Source organism: Pseudoalteromonas atlantica (assembly GCA_007988745.1).
Taxonomy (GTDB): domain Bacteria; phylum Pseudomonadota; class Gammaproteobacteria; order Enterobacterales; family Alteromonadaceae; genus Pseudoalteromonas; species Pseudoalteromonas atlantica.
The window spans coordinates 1-17560 of sequence record BJUT01000069.1 but is presented as its reverse complement, the minus strand read 5'-3'; the positions used below and the strand labels follow the sequence as shown (position 1 = coordinate 17560).

The window sequence follows — 17560 nt, the reverse complement described above, 5'->3', positions numbered from 1 at the left end:
GGTTTACCGTTCGAGCTTAAATATTACCTCGAATTAGTTGAGCTCACAGGGCGTATTATTCGCGATGACAAACCAGGTTTTATTGAAAACACACAGCTCCCTTTATTAGAAAGAGTAAACATATCGCCAGAGAATTGGTTAAAACTCACTACTGATTTTACACGCGTATTTCATGGCGCTGTAGGTAAGCCGCAATCACATGTAAGTTACTGCGAGCATTTAAATAAAAAGCGACGAGTTAATTTTAGTAATTGCGAAAAGCTACTAGCCTAAAAAAACCTTCTTTTATTTAAAAAACAGCCTAAATGCTGGTTTCAGCGTGCCCTCAATTTAGTTAACTACATAAATAGCAGCACATTTTTAAAATAACCGCAGTATATGCCTTTTAATATGCCTTGAGCTTACGTGTTTTTAAATTAGCCATTTAATTAAGTCGATTTTTTGAAATAATTAAAGTGGGTGTCATCTTAAATAAATTATATTCTTGTGAAGAATTTAAGATGGGTGTCATTTTAACTTTTTAATTTTAATTGAGTTTATATTTCATATAAAACAGCCGCGCCACAAAAAATAAAAGTAAACTTTAGCTTGCTAATAAAAGCGGCTTGTAGGGCAGTTAGTGTGTTTAAGCTTGCTCGCTAAAATTGGCTTGGTATTTTTTGGTTAATATCACAACAATAACGGCCAGTAATAAAGGCACAAACGACGCCCATAAAACGGTGTGCCAACCGTACGCACTTAATAACCCACCTGATGAAAAAGAGCCTACCGCCATTAAGCCAAACACTATAAAGTCACTAAACGATTGAGCACGGTTTTTTTCTTCTGGCTTGTGCGTTTCTAACACTAATGCGGATGCCCCTAAAAAGCCAAAGTTCCAACCTATGCCTAACAAAGTTAATAGCGCGTAAAAGTGATATACACCTTCACCTAAAAAGCCTATAGCTGCTGAAATTGCAGTTAAAATAATACCAAAAACAGAAATACGAGCAGCCCCAAAACGCGCAATGAGCTTACCAGTAAAAAAGCTAGGTGCATACATAGCAATAACATGCCACTGCATTCCTAAGTTTGCTGACTCTTGGCTATGCCCGTGCATATGCATTGCCAAAGGTGCCGATGTCATTAAAAAGTTCATCACCATATACGATGCTGCACCACAAATAACCGCGCTTATAAATCGTGGTTGCAAAGCAATTGTTCTCAATGGTCTTCCTGAATATGCTTGATTTGCTAAAGGCTTAGCCAATTTAACGCCAAACAAAATAACACCAGCGAGAGCCGCGACAATGGCTTGCGCAATAAATGTGGCAGCAAACATTTTGTCTGACCACAGGTGCATGGTATGCGTAACTAACTGCGAGCCAATAACACCTGCAGCTACGCCACCGGCCATTACCATAGAAAGCGCTTGCGGGCGTTTATTTTCGGGCACGCCATCGGTTGCAGCAAACCGAAATGACAAAGCCACTGCCGCATAAGCGCCGCCCAATAGCGCAGATAAACAGTACAGCCAAAAGCTGTCTATATACAACGCAATAGTCGCTAATAGTCCGGTTAAAACACCCGCGCCAGTGCCTGCCATAAAGGCTGCACGCCGGCCATATTTTCGTGCTAATTCACCGGCGGGTAAAACACACAACGCCATTCCTAAAACAAAAATAGAAACAGGTAAAGTGGCTAAAAGTGCAGTAGGAGCAAGCAAGCTGCCCACTACCGCACCTGTTGCATATAGCACAACGCTATTAGCCCCAGAAAGTGCCTGGGCTAACATTAAACGCCATAAGTTAGCTGTTTGAACTTGAGGGTCGCTTTGCTCAAGCCTATCTGAGTCTATAGCGTTTAATTTTTCCATGATTTCACTTTCCTAAAAGTATTGAAGGCGCTTAAAAGCAATTTATGGTTGAGGTATTTAAATGTCTAACGCCACTAAAAAGCGCGATACCATGTTGTAAGCAGCAACCGTTGCTACCGCTTCTACTGTTTGCGTTTCGCCAAATAGTGCTTTTAAACTTTCAATAACGTCGCCATCAACATTTACTTTAGTGGTTGATTGCTCAGTAAGCTCAAGCAAAGCCAGCTCCTGCTCAGAGAATAACTCAGCATTTACTACCACACTTTTAAGAGCCGTTGCTTTTTCATCGCTACCGCCAGCCTGTATGTATGCAGGGTAGTGCACATTCCATTCAAAATCGGCTTTGTTTAATACCGCTACACGCAGCATAATAAGTTCGCGATACTCAAGCGATAAGCCAAAGTTTGCTCTAACGCGCCCTAACAGCTCATTCCAGCCTTTAGCTAAAGGAAAGCTTTTTAGTAGTACTCTATCTATGCCTATTAGTTCACCGTTTGAACGACGACCTTGCATTTCGGCTAGTAGTTCGGCTGGGGCTTGCTCGCCATCTTGCCATGGCGTTACTCTTACTTGTGACATAATGTTTACTCCTAATTAAACGCCACTTTAGTCATTAAAGTGGCTAACTTGGAGCGAAAGCTTACGGGGAATGAACGTACTTAACCACAGAGATTATCTTTTACCATGGTAAATATTTTCTTTATTGCTGTATTTTATCAAAGTACTCCTGAGCTTTAATCTCTTTTAGCCCGCGGGTTTCCTACCTCTTTAAACAGCCATTCTTTAAATGCGTGTATTCTTGGCAGGTCAGCACATTCGGGGCGGTAAATAACGTAATACGCCAAAGGCGATTCAAAATAAATATCAGGGAATAACCTGACCAATCGCCCTGCGGCTAGATCATCTTTAGCCATAACACTGCGTGCTAACGCCACGCCGTGACCATCAATAGCTGATTGCAATACAGCCGCTGAGTTATTTATTTGAATGCTTTTAGTGGTTAAAGGGCCTGTTACTCCGGCTTTTTTTAACCACGCCGACCAAGACGGAAACCCCGTATGGTCGTCCATTGATTGATCGTGTATTAGGGTTTCGTTCAATAATTTATCTATGGTGTTTAAGCGGTTTGAGTCTTCTAAAAACTTAGGTGAGCATACCGGGTATACCTCTTCATCCATTAGTTTTTCTGCGTTCAAGCCTTGCCAAGTGCCTACACCAAAGCGTATGCCTATATCTATACGCTGCTCAGTAAAATCAACAGGTTTTAAATTAGTATTTAAATTTACACTGGTTTGCGAGCATATCTCTTGAAAGAAATGCAACCTAGGTAATAACCACTTGGCGGCAAATGCGGGGCTTACTGCCACTGTTAACGCGCCACTTATGGCGTTGTCTTTTAAAATGTCTAGTCCTTGGGCAAGTTTATCAAAGCCTTCGCGTATTAGTGGCAGGGCACTTTGCGCGGTTTCGGTAGTTACTAGCCGTGTTTTACCTGAGCTCATTCTATGAAATAGCGGCGTGTCGAGCCACTCTTCTAATGTTTTTACCAGCTGCCCAACGGCTGCAGGCGTTACATTTAGCTCTTCAGCTGCCGCTGAAAAACTTTGGTGCCTTGCGCTTGCTTCAAACGCTTTTAATGCATTGAGGTGTATAGGTGATTTCATACGATAAACTTTTTCTTTACTGATGATTCAGATTATCTCGTTTGTTAAAGCAAGTAAATAAGTAAAAAATACCGCCCAAGCCAACCAGCAAGTTACTTGCTATTAGGCAACCCAATACTTTTTATTTATATAACAAATACAGCGCTTAGTGGCGCTTGGAGCAATAAACATGACTAAACAATTTTTAGGTAAAAAATTACTCGTTATTGGTGGTACTAGCGGAATGGGTTTTGACACGGCTCGATTAATTTTAGAGCAAGGCGGCCACTCTGTTATTGTTGGCCACCGTAAAGAAAAAAACCAAGCAGCAAAAGAGCAGTTATCAGCTTTAGGAACTGTTGAGGTGTTAACCGCTGATTTAACCAGCGACGAAGGCGTGCAAAACTTAATTAACACACTTTCACAAGACCACACAGACGTGGATTTACTGGTAAATGCGGCCGGTGTGTTTTTCCCTAAACCATTTTTAGAGCACGAAGCGGCTGATTACGATCAGTACATGCAAATTAACCGCGCACTATTTTTTATTACACAAAAAGTAGCCGCTAATTTAGTGGCAGCAAAACGCGCAGGCGCCATTGTAAATGTGGGTTCTATGTGGGGTAAGCAAGCTATTGCAGCTACACCATCGTCAGCGTATTCAATGGCTAAAGCGGGCTTACATGCGCTAACTCAACATTTAGCAATGGAATTAGCCGCGCACAACATTCGCGTTAATGCAGTATCGCCAGCGGTTGTACAAACGCCAATTTACGAAGGTTTTATTCCTAAAGCACAAATAAACGATGCCCTACAAGGCTTTAACAGCTTCCACCCAATTGGCCGTGTAGGTAAAAGCGAAGATGTCGCCAATACAATTGCGTTTTTACTCAGCGACAAAGCCGCTTGGGTAACGGGTGCTGTATGGGATGTTGACGGCGGTGTAATGGCTGGTCGTAATTAATACGTAATTTTAAAGCCCTCGATGGGCGCAAATTTATAGAGCAATAATGTATGTTATTGCTCTTGTTTAATTTAGGTTGGATAAATGCGAGTCAATTCAGATTTTTCACAACACGCTTTAATGCTGCCAACTCAATATAGTTGGCAAACATCGCCTCAGGCGGGTGTTGAGCGGGTAATGCTCGACAGAATAGGCGCTGAAAAAGCCAGAGCAACTAGCGTAGTACGCTACGCGCCTGAGTCTACTTTTCCAAGCCATGCTCACCCAGGTGGTGAAGAAGTAATGGTACTTTCGGGCACTTTTTCAGATGAGTCGGGCGACTACCCACAAGGCTTTTATTTACGAAACCCGCCTGGGTCTTCACATGCACCTAAAAGTAAAAGTGGCGCAACCATTTTTGTAAAGCTGTGGCAAATGTGCGTAACAGAAACCACCTCAGTGCGCATAAATACACACGATCCGGCTACGTGGATAACCCAAAATAGCCGCCTAATATGCCCGCTTTATAAAGATGATAACGAAGTAACTAAACTGGTTAAGTTAACCCCGCAACAGCCCCTATTTGATAACCTAAAAGCACATAATGCCTTAGAGCTATTTGTACTGGGCGGCAGCGTAATACACAACGAGGTAGAATATTCAAAAGGAAGCTGGCTAAGGCTGCCAAGCACGAGTAAAGCGCTTATATCAGCGGGAAATAACAGCGCTACAATTTACCTAAAAGTAGGTAATTTTAAAAACATAGGCTGTGGAGGCTAAATAATGCGTACAAAAATTGCGATTATAGGCGGTGGGCTAAGCGGCGTGTATGCAGCTTACCAGTTAGAGCAATGCGGCATTACCGATTACATATTGCTTGAAGCCAGAGATCAATTAGGTGGCCGTATTATGGACTTTACGAGCCTGTCGCAAGCGACAAAAAATAGCTTTGATCTTGGCCCAACGTGGTTTTGGCCAGAGTTTCAGCCGCAATTAAATGCCATTATTAAAACCCTAAACCTAGAAACATTTGCCCAGTACGAGCAAGGCAATACGTTAGTAGAGCGCTCACATACACAACCGCCCACAGCAATGCCCGGTTATACGCATGCGCCTACGTCTATGCGGTTAAAAGGTGGCATGGGCACCCTTATTAATGCCTTACATGCAAAGCTTAGCAACAAACACATAGTGACCGGCGCTTTGGTTAAAACAATTACCCATCAACACGGTAATATTGAAGTTAACTTTAGCACCTCAAACACAACCGATAATAAAGTAAACGTTGAGTACGTAATGCTTGCGCTACCACCACGCTTAGCCGCAAGCCAAATAACATTTACCCCCGCATTGCCAAGCGATTTAGTAACGCAGTGGCAAAATACCGCAACCTGGATGGCACCCCACGCTAAGTATATTGCAGTGTACGATACGCCATTTTGGCGTAAGCAAACGCTCTCGGGCAGCGCCCGCAGCAGTGTTGGGCCAATGGCAGAAATACACGATGCATCAAATCCTCAAGGCCAAGCCGCATTATTTGGCTTTATTGGCATACCCGCTGATGATCGAAAACACATTAGTAATGAAGATTTAATCACACATTGCAGAGCGCAATTAGTCAGGCTTTTTGGCGCTCAAGCCGCCACTCCCAAAGCCGATATTATTAAAGACTGGGCACAAGACCCACTCACAGCAACACATTTAGATACACATGCTGCGAATACGCATACACCAGCACCTTACATAACCGCGCAAAATGGCCCATGGCATCAAAATTTAGTCGGTATTGGCAGCGAATGGTCGGTGCAATTTCCGGGCTATGTAGCTGGTGCGGTTGATGCAGCAAACATAGGCGTTGAGCTGTATTTAAAAAATGTTAACGCATGATGTGTAGAGGCTGAGGTTTGAGCTTAGTGCTTTAATGGATAGCTCATAACGGCAGCTGATGGGAGGTTATGAGCGTCATTGAGGTTGGCTAAATATCGTCGTTAATTGATTGGTGAATCTACGCTTTGCACACATATTCATGTAAATGAGTGCTACGCGCATATGGGTTCATTCAACTCTACCTAAAAAATTTAGAAAACTTAGTGATAGTAATGGCTTAGGTAATTTGTTAAAACTATATAAAGTAGATAAATGGGCGTTCAGTCAGCAGAAATATGCGCGATGAGTGCACTATTAATTATTAGGTTAGTCGAAGGTTTTGATGCTCACTGGTAAAGATATAGCACTAGCTGCTAAAAAAGATTTAGAAAGTTTTTTCGAAAATAATGCGGGTTTTGTATTAAATTTAGAACTTGATTCAAATTCTGCGCAACATGCGAGTGTTGTTGGAGTCGGAGATAAGTTAAGGGTTCGATTATCCAAAGAATATTGCTCTGCCCAAGTATCCGGTGTTGGTGACTTACATTTCTTTTTATTCGTTGTGAGTCATGAGATCGCCCATTATTTACATGCTCATAATGAGCATAAAGATGAATCAAAATTTGACAGTAAAAGTATTGAAGCTTTTGCTGATTTTTTTGGTGCTAGAGTAATGATGACCCTCTTAACTTATGGGAAAAGCTTTATTAAAATTTACGAAGACTTTCAGTTTAAGTTTCATGGAGGTGAAGTATTAAATAGTATTGGCCGTGCAGTTTCTAAACTTGCTGAGACTCTGTTCATGAATAGCTCAAACCTATACCCAAATCGCATAAGTAGAGTTGGGCACTGTTCTGCAGGTATAACATCATTCTTAGATAAGCAATTTCGTAATATAAAAATTCAGCGCTCAATGGATGTACTTACTAGAATTTATAGTTCGGGTAGTTTACCTGAAATATTTCAGAAAGAAGCTGAGCAGTTTGAAATGGATCCTAACCTTATAATTAGAGTGGATGAAATTCAAAAAAAGATACAAGGCATCAACCTTGATGTTACTAAAGGAGTTAAGTTACCTTTTAAAACCTTTATTGGTACATCTTATTCGTCAACTGAAGCTTCCAGAAACATGCAAATGAAAATTCGTCGAGAAATAGCTAAAGAACAAAGTTTTGATTTACCAGAACTAATCGAATAAAAAACTAAATAAGGACAAAAAAGTTGGCTTTTTGTTCAGTCCATTCATTTATTTTAGCCAACTACTTTTTGCCTGTTAATTAGGCATTATAAAGCAAGGAGGCATCAGAGTATTGGAAACGCATTTTGTATTTACTTCTTCTAAAGGACTAATTGAATCAGCAGAATATTTGTTAGCTCACATTGAAGATAACGACACACTTTTTAATTCTAATAAGTATTCCTTTATCTTAGTTGCTGCCGCTTCATTAGAAAGCTTACTTAATGAGAGCATTATCTCATGGGCTTTTCAGCTTTTTCCCAAAGGTGATCACAAAAGACATGCTACTGCATTTCTTTCAATGAACTTAGGTAAAAAATTAGATGCACTAGGATTCCTTTTATCATCCGGTAAATTCATTACAGACAATGAAAGTAAGATTTATCAAACATTAGTTAACTTAATAAAACTTCGAAATGAAGCGGCGCATAGCAAAGATTTTTATAAAGAAACAGACATTGACTATAATGAGCCAGATGAAGACGGTGGTCGAAGTTTCCGCTTACCTTATGATATTTCAAAATTAATGAATAATCATCTTTTAAGTATTGAGCAAGAAAAGTGTCAATACATTGTTTCGTCATTAAAGCACTTAGAAGCTGTATTGCTTGGAGAAGTAGAACATTCAAAAACAGAATTGTTTAAAATTTTATAACAAACCAATAAACGCACTTACTTCGTTCGCTGGGACACTTACATGCAAGCGGCTCACTATTATGCTCTAAGTGACTGCGATCGTTATTGAAAAGTTACCAATGTCCGCAATTGGCACTCTCCAGCCACTCAACAACATAAAATGTTGATAATAAATGGCAAAGTATTTTACTGTGTCGGATGGCGCTTCGCTTATCCGACCTACCTTGCTGATACATGCAATGAGGGCGAGTTTATCTGTGTGATAATATGTAGATAAATTTATTTAAAGTTTTGACTGGATTGTAAGGGATTGAAATGGTTAGTTTAATATCGGTTTTATTGATCATTTTGTTTTGTATTAATCTCATTAGTGCTGTTAGAAGCGGTAAGGTTTTTCTCCCTGGTTATCGTTTAAAAACAAATAAGAACATGAGTGTTTTTGAGTTAAAGCAAGAATGTAATAAACAGTTTTCACTTGGTACGTGGTGTAGAGAAGGGGAGTCTGGTTTTTTAACTGGTGTCGTTTTTAGCGTCACTGCTATTTTTGTGCTCATATACATCTTAATTTAAAAGCATATAACATTAGGGAAAGTGTTATATAGTGCGCCTCGAACAGCTTAAGTTAATACTCCCCAATATTATTAATTCACTTTAACACCCTACATTTAACAGCAAAGCCATTTACACATTTGAGCGCGTTGATTCTATAAACCCTTTTACATAATCAAGCTGTAAGTCGTCATCACGTACGCCTACATTAACGCTTTTTTGCAGCCCTTTATTACCTATGCTTATGCCTTTTATGCCTAAACGGCTTTCGTGCGATGACACTAGCCACTCTGGTAACGCTGCCACGCCACGATTGGCAGACACTAATTGCAGCATCATTTCGGTGCTTTCTATGGGTACTCTGCGTTTGGGTTGCACGTTAGCGGGGTCTAAAAATCGAGTGTATACATCTAAGCGGTTGTAGCCTACGGGCACGGTGTAAAGTATTTGGTCTTCTAGATCGTGTGCTGTAACAAACGCTTTGTTGTATAACGGGTTTTGCTCGCTCACGACAATACATAAATTGTAGTTAAACACAGACCTAAAGTTTAAGCCCTCTGTATTTACGGGGTCGGGGGTTATTAGCACATCTATTTCGTTGGCTTTGAGCGCTGCTATGCCATCAAATCTAAAGGCACTTTTTATTTCTACGTCTACCTCGGGCCATGCTTTTAAAAATTGCTGAATTTTACCCATTAGCCATTGCTCACACGGGTGGCACTCCATTCCTATGCGCATGATTCCTCGCCGGCCTTGGGCAAATTCTTGCAATACGCGCTCGGCGTGCTCAAACTCGGTGACCATTTTGTCTGCAAGTGAAAGTAAATACAGCCCCGCCTGAGAATATACAAGCGTATTGCCTTTACGATGCCACAGTTTAACGCCAAATCGGCGCTCTAATTTAGCAATAGTATGGCTCACAGCCGATTGGCTTAAGTTTAAACTTTCGGCCGCTGCGGTCACGCTTTTAAGGCGATTAACCTCTTTAATAATGTGTAGATGATTACGCTCAAGCATTATGATTTATATTCATTCCAAAACCAGATTTTACCATTAGTGTTCATAATGGCGTTTTGGTAATATTATCACATTACATACTCAAGTCTATGCACTTTGCTGTTGTGCTATGTATACACACCAGCAAAACACCTAGCATTTAACGTATTACCAGGAGATACAGCCTATGTTTAGCGACTCTATCTATACTTTTATATTAATAGGTATAGGGGGCACACTAGTGTTAGATATTTACGCGGGGTTACTCGCTAAGTTTTTTGATTTACCCGCCACAAATTGGCGATTAGTCGGGCGCTGGGTAGGTCATATGAAGTCGGGGCAATTTTATCAGCCTGCACTACCTAAGGCCGAAAAAATACCGGGTGAGCTTGGTATTGGTTGGGTTGTACATTACCTAATTGGCATAGCGTACGGGTTAATATTAATGGTGTGTGTAAACACGCAGTGGCTTGATTTGCCAACCATACTACCTGCATTACTTGTTTCGTGGTTTGGCATAGTTGCCCCCTTTTTTATTATGATGCCAGGCATGGGGGCGGGTATGGCCGGTGCAAAAACACCTAACCCCACCGTTACGCGCATAAAAAGCTTTGTAGGGCACACCATATTTGGCTTAGGCATGTTTTTAGCCGCACTGGTTTTAGCATAATTTTAAGTAGGAAAGCAGACTATGAACATTTTAAATTTAAGCACCTATTCTACGCATATAAAAATAGTGGGCTTATTAGCTATTGTTATTTCAATAGCTGCGTGGAGCACAGATTTATTAGGCATTGTGTATGCGTGCCCCTATTGTAGAGTGCAGCGCTCAGTAATAGGCCTGTTAGGCTTATTATTAATAACGCCTGCGGTTACACACTGGATAGGCAAATATTTCGCTTTAGTAATTGGTTTTTTTGGCGCTACAGTGGCCGCTAATCAGCACTTTATGGGCTGGAAAAAAATATCAGCAGGCACCTTTGAATTTAAAGATAACCTGTTAGTTGACCCATTTATTTTATCGGCCTGTGCACTAACAGGTATTATTGGGCTCACTTATTTAGCAGTAACAGCCGCAAAGTTACCTGCTAAAACGGTTTAACATTAAATACCGTAGCTAAAACCAACAAGGCGCACTTTTTATTAAAAGTGCGCCTTGTTTTTTTATATATAAATTTAATTTAGTTACGTTAAATCTGTTTTTTCTACGCGCTTAAAGCAATCTACTTATTACCACCTATCTAAAAATAACTCACAGGCTTCTAAAAGCTTTTCCCGTGCAATGCCGTCTCTTGATTGAATAGAAAGGCCATTAATAAAGGTATCTAAAATTAGCATAAATTGCTCTACGGGCATTTCTTGTTGCCACTCTTGCTGGGCTGTTCCGCGCTCTATGCATTTTACAAGCGCTTTACGAATGTCGTTACGTACCGACAGTGCCATTTGCTCAACTTCTTTATTTTCGTCGCCGCAGTTTAAGCCAGATAAAACAATCATGCAGCCCGATGGTTGCTTCGTTGAGGTTTGCATATGAATGGTTTTAAACACCATGTTTTTAATCGCTGCTTTTGCAGGAACCGACTCGTTTTCTAGCTCCGAAAAGGTCTCTCCACAGGTGCTGGTATAAAGTGCTAAACATTCACTGTATAGAGCTTGCTTTGAGCCAAATGCTGCGTAAAAACTCGCAGATGAAATATTGCCTAACACTTTGCGTAGCTCAGCTAAAGAAGTGGATTCGTAGCCTTTTTGCCAAAACAAATCCATTGCACTTTTTATTGCATCTTCACGGTTAAACTGGCGTGGGCGTCCGGTTCGGGCCATATAAATCACCTCAAGTAAGTAAATTTTAAATAAGTGTATTGTTAGTTAAAACACTCAAGCCCGAAATACTAAGTATTGTCGGGCATTGTGCTGATCATATCATAAGTTTTAAATACAGTTGCTGTGCTAAGCACCTAAGCGTGTAAAGTATTGCTCTACATCTAGTGCAGCTTTACACCCAGAACCTGCAGATGTAATTGCCTGCCTATAATGGTTATCGCTTACATCACCTGCGGCAAATACGCCGGGAATATTCGTTAATGTTTCACCATTTTCAAACCCAGAATACACATTAATGTAGCCATCGCTCATATCAAGCTGATCTTTAAAAATATCTGTATTAGGCTGATGCCCAATGGCAATAAACACCCCATTAACGCTCAGTGTTTCTCTATCTTGCTCCGGTAACGTTGATTTAATAGTAATTCCTGTAACGCCGTTAGCGTCACCCACTATTTCATCTACTTGGTTATTCCACTTAATAGTTACTTTACCTTGCGCTACTTTATCAAATAGGCGCTGTTGTAAAACCTTTTCGGCACTGAGTGAATCACGACGGTGAATAAGCGTAACGTGCGAGGCAATATTAGCTAAATATAAAGCCTCTTCTACAGCGGTATTACCACCGCCAACCACAGCTACGCTTTGGTTTTTATAAAAAAAGCCATCGCAGGTTGCACATGCCGATACACCCTTACCTTTAAACTCGGTCTCGCTTGGTAGGCCAAGGTACTTTGCCGATGCACCCGTAGAAATAATTAACGCATCAGCTGTGTAAGTTTGCTGCCCTTTAAGCACAAATGGCCTTTGCTGCAGGTCAACATGTGTGATGTAGTCATGCACGATTTCGGTATTAAAATTTTCAGCATGTTCTTTAAACTGCCTCATCAGTTGTGGCCCCTGAATACCCGTTGGGTATCCTGGCCAATTTTCAACATCAGTTGTTGTTGTGAGTTGCCCACCCACTTCAAGGCCAGTAATTAGTAATGGTTCAAGGTTTGCTCTAGCTGCATAAATAGCGGCAGTGTAACCAGCAGGCCCTGAACCCAAAATTATCAACTTTCGATGTGTGCTCATTTATCACCTCTTTGGCGTACTAATCTTTTAAAATTAGCGCTTGTAGCTCTGGCGCAGGCATCATACCTACAGAGCGATTTATTTCTTTACCGTTTTTAAATACAACCACAGTAGGAATACTTCTTACCGCTAATTTGGCTGCAACTGATGGAAAATCATCAATATTAAGCTCACCCATAATAATATTTTCATCAGCGAGGTTATCGGCTACTTGCTCGTAAATAGGCGACATCATTTGGCATGGAGCACACCACTCGGCCCATAGTCTTACAACTAATTTGGCGTCTTTTTTGTTTAGCGATTCGAAGTTTTCATCATTTAATTTAATTACTTGGTTAGTCATTTTTGGCTCCTAGTTAAAAGTAAAAATCGACCCACAGTGACACACCTATATTTCGCCTAACAGGTTATTTATATATGCAAACTACGCATAATAAATATCAGAGCTATAAACGTGTTTTAAAAAGATGCTATTTAAAATAAGAGGAACAAACTCTTAAAAATATCAACTTAAAACACATTACCCAGCACAATTGTGGATCGATTGATCCGAAATTTACACTCAAGAATAGCGAGTGTCAACAACTTATAGAACACTCATTCCACAAATAAGTAAAATTAACACTCAAAAAGCCGCACTCATAAATTAATTTGAAGCGACTTTGTTTTTATTTTTTAAATTAAAGCAATAGGTTATAAAGTAAAAAAACAACGCAGCTAGGAGCTGAAATTTAAAATAATTAATTTATGGTTTTTGAGAAAAGAGTAGGGAAGGTGAGCAATATACATTCTGAGGTTGTGAGTTTTTCTTAAATAATTTGAATAATAAATGCGATTTAAAAGCATAATAATGAACGCACATTGTATTTATTATGCTATTTGAAGGTTTAGAGGCCTACAACGGCGCTGCGCCTTTCCATTAAAGTTACATTGCGCCATACGCCATGCAGTTGGCCTAATTTTTCTCGGTTTCCAACTTGCCTAAAACCATTACGAGTATGTAGTGTAATGCTGCTTATGTTTTCAGGGAATATACTGGCTTGTAGCATCCATATACCGTTTTTTTCTGATTCTTTAATGAGTGCACAAAGTAATGCGTGCCCCAAGCCTTTACCTTGGGCTTGGGCTTGGTTTGCAACATATACACTTACCTCGGCAACGCCCGAGTAAACCTCACGGCTTGAACCCTAGATAACCCAGCCCAGCCAAGCACCTTTTCATCCTCAACTGCAACAAGACGACAACAGTTGAGCATAGAACTATTCCATTGTTCCCAATTTTTAGCTTTAGTTTGAAAAGTCGCATTGCCGGTATCAATACCTTGCTGGTAAATGTTTTGAACGGCTAAAAAATCGTTTTTTGCAAATGCTCTTATGATCACAGTATTTCCTTACAACTATTATTACTATCTAAAATTAGCGGCTTACTTATAAATGAGTTAACGGCTAATTTTAATAACCGCTAACATATCGTCTTCGTCCTCATCGAGGCCCACTTCCTCAAACCCAAAACTTGTATAAAAGTTTTTAGCAACAGGATTTTGCGGGTTATAACAAATCTCGATTTGTTCAAGCTTAGGAGTTGCTTTAATCTCTTCAATTGCCATAGCCAGTGCTTTGCGCCCAATGCCTTTATTTTGATAATACCAACTCCATTAAGTATGTGTTCTAAATTTTACGCCGAAAAAACAATTCAGTTCTAGGCGTAAATTGATGTAAATGGTTGTTCCCTTTACGAAATTTAAAACAAAGAAATGGGTTGTTTTAGCAAGTAAAATAGAGCAGCTATTTATTGGAGTTGGTATAAGTTTGATCTACCATAAAGCGCCAAATAGAAACCTTTTTAGGGGTTTCTTGTACCCACATAAAAAAGCCTACAGGTGTACTATTTAAGTAAATCGCTTTACAGGTATACCCGCTATTGTAGTGCGCCTCTACTAACGACCACATATTACACGCTACGTATTCTTCTTGCGTTTTAGTAACATCCAATTCGCATATGGCTTCATAGTTATCGGCGGTGATGTCTTCCAGTGACAGATTCATGTTTTTTCTTTAGAACAACTTTGTGCAATTAGTAAGCTATCAGTGTATGTACCTATAATAAATCAAATGAAGATATTGATTTTTATACACCCTATATTAGCCAAATTAATAATCTACAAGTCTATTTAAAACAAAAAGGCCGCAGTAAATAAATACTGCGGCCTTTGCTTTTAGCTAAACTTTTTTAAACGAGCTACGTTTAATAAGCGCCTGCGCTGTAAATAAGCTCATAGCTGTGGCTGTAAATCTCAAGGATGTTACCAAACGGGTCTTCCATGTAGATCATGCGGTACGGCTTTTCGCCAGGGTAGTAGTAACGTGGCTCTGGCATACGTTTTTTACCACCTGCAGCAACAATACGCTCCGCTAAGCCTTCAACATCTGGGTCTTGTACACAAAAATGGAAGATACCGGTTTTCCAGTATTCAAAGTTGTCTTTAGGGTTTTCTTGGTTTTTAAATTCGAAAATTTCGACACCAATACGGTCGCCTGTTGAAAGGTGCGCAATTTTAAATTTTTCCCAATTTGGACCAAATACATCGGTGCACATTTCGCCAATGGGGCTGTTATCTTCAGTGATCACGGTAGGCTCCATTATGGTGTACCAGCCCATCACCTTAGTGTAAAACTCTACGGCTTTTTCAACATCCGGTACTGAAATACCAATGTGCGAAAAACTACGTGGATATGTATGACTCATAATGCTTCCTCTTTAACGTGTGACTTATCTTGTGACTAGTTGATGGAGTTAGTTTACGAATTGACCAATATTAAGTAAAATTATCATTAATCATCATTTTGAGTACGTTTTGTAATGATAAACCCGACATGGTTAAACACGTTTTGTACGTTGGTTGAGGTAAATCATTTTACCCAAACAGCCGAGCGCTTATTTATGACCCAATCAGGCGTAAGCCAGCATATTAAAAAGCTAGAGCAGCAAGTAAACTGCGCGCTATTAGAGCGCCACGGCAAACAATTTACCCTTACCGTACATGGGCAAAACTTGTATCAGCAAGGCAGCTTGTTATTAAAAGAATGGCAATTTTTAGAACAACAATTAAAAGATGACTCGCCTTACAGTGGCCTAGTAAAAATACAATCGCCTGGTAGTTGTGGGCTACAATTTTATAGCCAATTATTAGCATTACAGGCTGAGCATACCGAGCTTAATATTGATTATCGCTTTGCACCTAATACCAGTGTAGAGCAAGCGGTGGCAAACCACAGTGCCGACATAGGCTTTTTAACCCAAGCCCCCACGCTTAGCGAAGTTACCAGCCATAAAATTGGCCAAGAAGCTTTATTATTAGTAACCCCCGCACATATTAAAAACCCAACATGGGAGGTTTTATGTGAGCTTGGCTTTATTGGCCACCCCGATGCAAAACACCACGCGCAGCTATTACTTAGCGAAAACTACAGTGAGTTTGAACATGTTGATCAAATTAAGCGTACGGGGTTTTCTAACCAAATAAGTTTAATACTCGAACCAGTAAGTTTAGGGCTAGGTTTTACTGTTTTACCTGCTTATGCGGTGGGCGCATTTAATAAACCAGCGCTTATAAAAACGCACCATTTAGCCAACCCAATCAGCGAAAATATTTATGTGTGTCATCATCGAAACAGGCCAATGGCAAAGCGCATGCACACGGTAATTGAGGCGATAAAAGCGGGGGAATAGTTTTTTTAAAAAGGCAGTACAGCCAGCTTTTATTTACTGTACTGCCTTTTTGGGTTTTAGCGTGTTTAAACCTTAGACATATAGGCGCTTACATACGCCTTATTTTTAAATACCAACCACAAAGTAAGCGCTATAAGGCCAATACTTAGCTGAATAACACCTAAGTTTTTAATTAATGTTTCTGCGTTAAGCGATACAAGCGCCATACCTATTGCACCTGCAATCATAGAGCAAAACTGAATAACGGCCACAGCAGAGCCCGTGTCCGTTGTTTGTTGCTCTAACATTAAATTAGTACCGGGCACGCGGGTAATAATAACGGTTAAGGTAGCTATTGCTGCTAATGCACCAAATACCCAAGGCGATAAACCGCCTATAAAAATGGTACTTATACCGCATGCTGTTAGGGTTAAAAAACTCGCAGTAATTATTTTTTTTATCGATACACGTTTAGAAAGCCGCATATAAATCGTTGGCCCAAACGAGGCGCACACAGCATTCGCTGCAAAGGCGTAACTAAAGGTTTGCTCAGACAAACCAAACCCATTGATATATACATAAGAGCCCGCCGCTAAAAACGACATTAACGCCATAGGCACAATAGTAAAAACAGCCAATAGCGATAAAAATGGCGGATTTTTAACTACTACAGCTAATCGCCCCCACGACTGAAAAACAGAGCCGGCGTAGCGTGTATGTAAGGTTTCGCGGTAAAAAAAGGTAAATAACATAGCCACCGAGCCAAACACGGCTAAAGCAGCAAACATCATATGCCAATTAGCAATTTTTAATAGCAATGCGCCCAGCACAGGCGCCACCATAGGGGCAATAATAACCAGCGACATAATAGTGGCGATAATTTTTTCTCGCTCGCGGCCATCGTACAAATCTTTTACTATTGCCGTGGCTACAACCGTTACTGCACTTCCGCCAAAGGCTTGTAATAAACGCGCGCCTATAAGCATTTCTACAAAATTAGATAACGCACAAAGCACACTGCCTATTACGTATATTCCAAGGCCCATAAGCAAAACAGGTTTACGGCCAAATTTTTCACTTAATGGACCCCAAAACAATAATCCTATGGCGTAGGCTGCAAAGTATACGCTAAGTGTTAAGTTAACCATGGCTTGGTTAGTATTTAGTTTCTCTACCATAGTAGGTAAAGCAGGAAGATATAAATCGGTAGTTAAAGGGGGAAATGCACT

Annotated in this window: 18 protein-coding genes and 4 pseudogenes; 9 read left to right on the top strand and 13 right to left on the bottom strand. The window is 40.3% G+C overall.

Annotated elements, in window-relative coordinates:
- Window positions 1-273 (top strand): annotated as a pseudogene (locus tag PAT01_RS18345) (transposase); the annotation flags it as partial.
- Window positions 274-625: 352 nt separating this feature from the next.
- Here PAT01_RS18345 and PAT01_RS18340 read toward each other — a convergent pair.
- The 3 genes from PAT01_RS18340 to gcvA all read right to left on the bottom strand — a co-directional run bounded on the left by PAT01_RS18340 (window position 626) and on the right by gcvA (window position 3519).
- The gene (locus PAT01_RS18340; protein ID WP_154945972.1) at window positions 626-1855 is read right to left on the bottom strand and encodes an MFS transporter; all 1230 of its coding nucleotides are present in this window, start codon (window positions 1853-1855) and stop codon (window positions 626-628) included.
- A gap of 57 nt (window positions 1856-1912) precedes the next feature.
- Window positions 1913-2434, bottom strand: a complete 522-nt coding sequence (locus PAT01_RS18335; protein ID WP_154945971.1) for a carboxymuconolactone decarboxylase family protein — start codon at window positions 2432-2434, stop codon at window positions 1913-1915.
- 155 nt (window positions 2435-2589) lie between these two features.
- A complete protein-coding gene (gcvA, locus tag PAT01_RS18330; protein WP_154945970.1) occupies window positions 2590-3519 on the bottom strand; it encodes a transcriptional regulator GcvA in 930 nt (309 codons plus the stop codon).
- A 169-nt stretch (window positions 3520-3688) separates the two neighbouring features.
- On the opposite strand from gcvA, the gene PAT01_RS18325 reads away from it, so the two are divergent.
- The 5 genes from PAT01_RS18325 to PAT01_RS18305 all read left to right on the top strand — a co-directional run bounded on the left by PAT01_RS18325 (window position 3689) and on the right by PAT01_RS18305 (window position 8199).
- The gene (locus PAT01_RS18325) at window positions 3689-4462 is read left to right on the top strand and encodes an SDR family NAD(P)-dependent oxidoreductase (RefSeq protein WP_154945969.1); all 774 of its coding nucleotides are present in this window, start codon (window positions 3689-3691) and stop codon (window positions 4460-4462) included.
- A gap of 84 nt (window positions 4463-4546) precedes the next feature.
- Window positions 4547-5221, top strand: a complete 675-nt coding sequence (locus PAT01_RS18320; RefSeq protein ID WP_154945968.1) for a cupin domain-containing protein — start codon at window positions 4547-4549, stop codon at window positions 5219-5221.
- Window positions 5222-5224: 3 nt separating this feature from the next.
- Window positions 5225-6328, top strand: coding sequence for a flavin monoamine oxidase family protein (locus PAT01_RS18315; RefSeq protein ID WP_154945967.1), 1104 nt, complete (start codon window positions 5225-5227; stop codon window positions 6326-6328).
- Between the two features lie 322 nt (window positions 6329-6650).
- Window positions 6651-7505, top strand: coding sequence for an ImmA/IrrE family metallo-endopeptidase (locus PAT01_RS18310; RefSeq protein ID WP_154945966.1), 855 nt, complete (start codon window positions 6651-6653; stop codon window positions 7503-7505).
- A gap of 112 nt (window positions 7506-7617) precedes the next feature.
- Window positions 7618-8199 (top strand): hypothetical protein, encoded by a 582-nt coding sequence (locus PAT01_RS18305; protein WP_154945965.1) that lies wholly within the window; start codon window positions 7618-7620, stop codon window positions 8197-8199.
- Between the two features lie 662 nt (window positions 8200-8861).
- Here PAT01_RS18305 and PAT01_RS18300 read toward each other — a convergent pair.
- The gene (locus PAT01_RS18300; protein ID WP_154945964.1) at window positions 8862-9746 is read right to left on the bottom strand and encodes a LysR family transcriptional regulator; all 885 of its coding nucleotides are present in this window, start codon (window positions 9744-9746) and stop codon (window positions 8862-8864) included.
- A 166-nt stretch (window positions 9747-9912) separates the two neighbouring features.
- Here PAT01_RS18300 and PAT01_RS18295 point away from each other — a divergent pair, with 166 nt between their 5' ends.
- Together PAT01_RS18295 and PAT01_RS18290 are read left to right on the top strand one after the other, a co-directional pair.
- Window positions 9913-10395 carry a DUF2938 domain-containing protein gene (locus PAT01_RS18295; RefSeq protein WP_154945963.1) on the top strand — a complete coding sequence of 161 codons (483 nt, stop codon included), beginning with the start codon at window positions 9913-9915 and terminating at the stop codon, window positions 10393-10395.
- A 21-nt stretch (window positions 10396-10416) separates the two neighbouring features.
- On the top strand, window positions 10417-10827 hold the full coding sequence (locus PAT01_RS18290) for a disulfide bond formation protein B (RefSeq protein ID WP_154945962.1): 411 nt from the start codon (window positions 10417-10419) through the stop codon (window positions 10825-10827).
- 128 nt (window positions 10828-10955) lie between these two features.
- On the opposite strand, the gene PAT01_RS18285 is transcribed toward PAT01_RS18290, so the two are convergent.
- The 8 genes and pseudogenes from PAT01_RS18285 to PAT01_RS18255 form a co-directional block, all read right to left on the bottom strand.
- Window positions 10956-11546 carry a TetR/AcrR family transcriptional regulator gene (locus tag PAT01_RS18285; protein ID WP_054982011.1) on the bottom strand — a complete coding sequence of 197 codons (591 nt, stop codon included), beginning with the start codon at window positions 11544-11546 and terminating at the stop codon, window positions 10956-10958.
- 126 nt (window positions 11547-11672) lie between these two features.
- The gene (trxB, locus tag PAT01_RS18280; protein WP_138579675.1) at window positions 11673-12623 is read right to left on the bottom strand and encodes a thioredoxin-disulfide reductase; all 951 of its coding nucleotides are present in this window, start codon (window positions 12621-12623) and stop codon (window positions 11673-11675) included.
- A gap of 19 nt (window positions 12624-12642) precedes the next feature.
- Window positions 12643-12966 (bottom strand): thioredoxin family protein, encoded by a 324-nt coding sequence (locus PAT01_RS18275; protein ID WP_054982009.1) that lies wholly within the window; start codon window positions 12964-12966, stop codon window positions 12643-12645.
- A gap of 544 nt (window positions 12967-13510) precedes the next feature.
- Window positions 13511-13732 (bottom strand): annotated as a pseudogene (locus tag PAT01_RS20285) (N-acetyltransferase family protein); the annotation flags it as partial.
- 38 nt (window positions 13733-13770) lie between these two features.
- The gene (locus tag PAT01_RS20280) at window positions 13771-14004 is read right to left on the bottom strand and encodes a GNAT family N-acetyltransferase (RefSeq protein WP_249318311.1); all 234 of its coding nucleotides are present in this window, start codon (window positions 14002-14004) and stop codon (window positions 13771-13773) included.
- 57 nt (window positions 14005-14061) lie between these two features.
- Window positions 14062-14265 (bottom strand): annotated as a pseudogene (locus PAT01_RS18265) (GNAT family N-acetyltransferase); the annotation flags it as partial.
- Between the two features lie 160 nt (window positions 14266-14425).
- A pseudogene (locus PAT01_RS18260) lies at window positions 14426-14668 on the bottom strand (GNAT family N-acetyltransferase); the annotation flags it as partial.
- A gap of 199 nt (window positions 14669-14867) precedes the next feature.
- Window positions 14868-15368, bottom strand: coding sequence for a lactoylglutathione lyase family protein (locus PAT01_RS18255; RefSeq protein ID WP_004586277.1), 501 nt, complete (start codon window positions 15366-15368; stop codon window positions 14868-14870).
- A gap of 114 nt (window positions 15369-15482) precedes the next feature.
- Here PAT01_RS18255 and PAT01_RS18250 point away from each other — a divergent pair, with 114 nt between their 5' ends.
- The gene (locus PAT01_RS18250) at window positions 15483-16352 is read left to right on the top strand and encodes a LysR family transcriptional regulator (RefSeq protein ID WP_055254265.1); all 870 of its coding nucleotides are present in this window, start codon (window positions 15483-15485) and stop codon (window positions 16350-16352) included.
- A gap of 65 nt (window positions 16353-16417) precedes the next feature.
- Here the strand turns inward: PAT01_RS18250 and PAT01_RS18245 are convergent.
- On the bottom strand, window positions 16418-17560 hold a 1143-nt coding region (locus PAT01_RS18245), incomplete at its 5' end, for a multidrug effflux MFS transporter (RefSeq protein ID WP_154945961.1).

Coding starts and splice junctions, on each gene's coding strand:
- PAT01_RS18310 (WP_154945966.1), top strand. CDS start 6,651: ATGCTCACTGGTAAAGATATAGCACTAGCTGCTAAAAAAGATTTAGAA.
- PAT01_RS18320 (WP_154945968.1), top strand. CDS start 4,547: ATGCGAGTCAATTCAGATTTTTCACAACACGCTTTAATGCTGCCAACT.
- PAT01_RS18315 (WP_154945967.1), top strand. CDS start 5,225: ATGCGTACAAAAATTGCGATTATAGGCGGTGGGCTAAGCGGCGTGTAT.
- PAT01_RS18255 (WP_004586277.1), bottom strand. CDS start 15,368: ATGAGTCATACATATCCACGTAGTTTTTCGCACATTGGTATTTCAGTA.
- PAT01_RS18250 (WP_055254265.1), top strand. CDS start 15,483: ATGATAAACCCGACATGGTTAAACACGTTTTGTACGTTGGTTGAGGTA.
- PAT01_RS18300 (WP_154945964.1), bottom strand. CDS start 9,746: ATGCTTGAGCGTAATCATCTACACATTATTAAAGAGGTTAATCGCCTT.
- PAT01_RS18275 (WP_054982009.1), bottom strand. CDS start 12,966: ATGACTAACCAAGTAATTAAATTAAATGATGAAAACTTCGAATCGCTA.
- PAT01_RS18325 (WP_154945969.1), top strand. CDS start 3,689: ATGACTAAACAATTTTTAGGTAAAAAATTACTCGTTATTGGTGGTACT.
- trxB (WP_138579675.1), bottom strand. CDS start 12,623: ATGAGCACACATCGAAAGTTGATAATTTTGGGTTCAGGGCCTGCTGGT.
- PAT01_RS18340 (WP_154945972.1), bottom strand. CDS start 1,855: ATGGAAAAATTAAACGCTATAGACTCAGATAGGCTTGAGCAAAGCGAC.
- PAT01_RS18285 (WP_054982011.1), bottom strand. CDS start 11,546: ATGGCCCGAACCGGACGCCCACGCCAGTTTAACCGTGAAGATGCAATA.
- PAT01_RS18335 (WP_154945971.1), bottom strand. CDS start 2,434: ATGTCACAAGTAAGAGTAACGCCATGGCAAGATGGCGAGCAAGCCCCA.
- PAT01_RS18290 (WP_154945962.1), top strand. CDS start 10,417: ATGAACATTTTAAATTTAAGCACCTATTCTACGCATATAAAAATAGTG.
- gcvA (WP_154945970.1), bottom strand. CDS start 3,519: ATGAAATCACCTATACACCTCAATGCATTAAAAGCGTTTGAAGCAAGC.
- PAT01_RS18295 (WP_154945963.1), top strand. CDS start 9,913: ATGTTTAGCGACTCTATCTATACTTTTATATTAATAGGTATAGGGGGC.